Source organism: Planktotalea sp. (assembly GCF_049680325.1).
Classification (GTDB): domain Bacteria; phylum Pseudomonadota; class Alphaproteobacteria; order Rhodobacterales; family Rhodobacteraceae; genus Planktotalea.
Genome location: NZ_JBAUHO010000280.1, coordinates 1 through 2,000 on the forward strand (window position 1 = coordinate 1; position 2,000 = coordinate 2,000).

At 50.9% G+C, this 2,000-nt stretch carries 2 protein-coding genes; both read left to right on the top strand.

Annotation, left to right across the window (positions count from 1 at the left end):
* Nucleotides 1-85 precede the first annotated feature (85 nt).
* Nucleotides 86-1,207 carry a hypothetical protein gene (locus tag WBC85_RS13035; RefSeq protein ID WP_424437893.1) on the top strand — a complete coding sequence of 374 codons (1,122 nt, stop codon included), beginning with the start codon at nt 86-88 and terminating at the stop codon, nt 1,205-1,207.
* Between the two features lie 181 nt (nt 1,208-1,388).
* Nucleotides 1,389-2,000, top strand: a 612-nt coding sequence (locus tag WBC85_RS13040) for an IS110 family transposase (protein ID WP_424437896.1), incomplete at its 3' end; no start/stop codon positions are given.

Here is a 2,000-nt window from a genome sequence, read left to right on the forward strand (position 1 = left end):
CGAGCGCAGCGCGCGGCTGGCGGCGCAGGTTTTTGGGGGGTCCTTGTAACACCCCCCGGATGAAAGACAAAAATAGGAGAATACAATGAAAGTGATCTATCATGGCTTTGACGGATTAGAATTTGCAATCAAAGCAAGTCTTACCGAAGAAATGTGTGGAGAATTCAGCGCCGCACAAGAGCTTGCAAAGGAGAACGATGAGTTTTGCGCCCTAAAGGTTGGTGATGAGTGGTTGCATATTCACTCGACTGGGGCGCGAGGCGGATACGCATACCGCTTGTCTCATGCTTCCACGGGAACGTGGTTCTTTAAAAAGCACTCGCTGAACAACGACGCTTGGGGCGTTCGTTTCTCCGCGGCCTCCCACGCTTTGGCGATTAGTGGTCTTGAAGGTTTGCGTCAGAAATGCGCTGCTCTTTTGCTAACCTTGGGCATCAAAGCATCTGACAGCGACTATCGACCGTCTCGCGCGGACTTCGCTGTGGATTTCATCATTCCGAACTTCGAACCAAAACCTGAGAACTTTGTGATAAACTCACAGACCAACCGTAAAGGCATTTCAGAAATCGAAGGGATTGAGACAAACGCCAAGTCCAATCGGATCACGTCTATTACAGTTGGCAAAATGCCGAACCGCCAAGTTATTATCTATGATAAATCTTTGGAGGCTAATATTCGTCGAAAAGGCGAGTGGCCATTGATTTGGCGTCAAAACGTCGGTTCTGAATTAGATGGTGCGCGGGTCTGGCGTGTTGAACTGCGCATAGCCAAGAGGCATTTCAAAGACGTTTGGAATGTCGACGGATGGGCGTCGTTCTACGAGCTATTGAAGCGTATCCTACAAAAGCTATTGAATGACATTCGCTATTGCGAGCCGAACGCGGAGGCAAAGCGCGCGCGCTGGACTGTTCACCCCATCTGGCAAGAAGTGTCGCGCGTCGCCTCTGAAAGCTTGTTTGACCATATCCCGACCCTTACTCCTGACAAGTATGTCGAAGTGAAACGCGAGCAAAAAATTGATGAGCTGCAAAAACAGGCTTTAGGACTGTTGATTTCGACTGCAGCAATTGAAGATGTTAAATCGGTCGACTTGGAAGAATTCCTGATAAATGCGGCCAAAAGCCTCGCGCAGACGGCGCAGACAAGCAATCCACCGCTCGAGCAAAAGATTGCACGCGCTAAGGCGCGGTATATTCATCTGGTCTAGCTCCAAGTAGCCGAGAGCCGCGTTGACCGTAGCTCTCGGCCCATACCAGCCATTAGGTCACTCAAGCCAATGCTGCGATGCGGCTGTTCATTGCTGATGGGGTGGATGGCTCCTGCTCCAATCGGCGTCGCAATGCGCCATACTGCAGATGTCCATATCTGCTTATAGGAGGAGCCACCCAATGCAAGTTACCACAATCGGCCTTGATCTGGCTAAGAACGTTTTCCAAGTTCACGGGATCACTAAAGACGACGAGGTCGCCTTCAACCGACATTTGAGACGGGCGCAGCTGTTGTCCTTTTTCTCAAAGCTTGAACCCTGCTTGATTGTTATGGAGGCGTGTAGCAGCGCGCATCATTGGGGACGTGAGCTGTCAGAGCTTGGCCATGAAGTCAGGCTGATCCCACCGATTTATGTGAAGCCTTATGTCAAACGCGGTAAATCCGATGCCATCGACGCCGAAGCGATATGCGAGGCAGTGACGCGCCCAACGATGCGATTTGTCGCGGTTAAAACCGTAGAACAACAATCCTTGCTATCACTCCATCGTGCAAGGGATTTGCTGGTTCGCCAAAGAACGCAGCTCATCAATGAGTTGCGAGGCATGGTTGCCGAGTTCGGTGTCTATGTCGCCAGAGGCCTCGCTCGCATAATCGACTTTGCTGAGAACATTTTGGCAGGTGAGGTCTTAGATCTGCCGGATATCGCGAACGAGGTAATCCACAATATGTGCGAACATCTTATGGCACTGCATGCACGTATTCGCTGGTACGAGAACCGTTTGAAACAGGTC

Bases quoted from the DNA above. Each gene is read 5' to 3' on its own strand.
- WBC85_RS13035 (WP_424437893.1), top strand. From the start codon at position 86: ATGAAAGTGATCTATCATGGCTTTGACGGATTAGAATTTGCAATCAAA.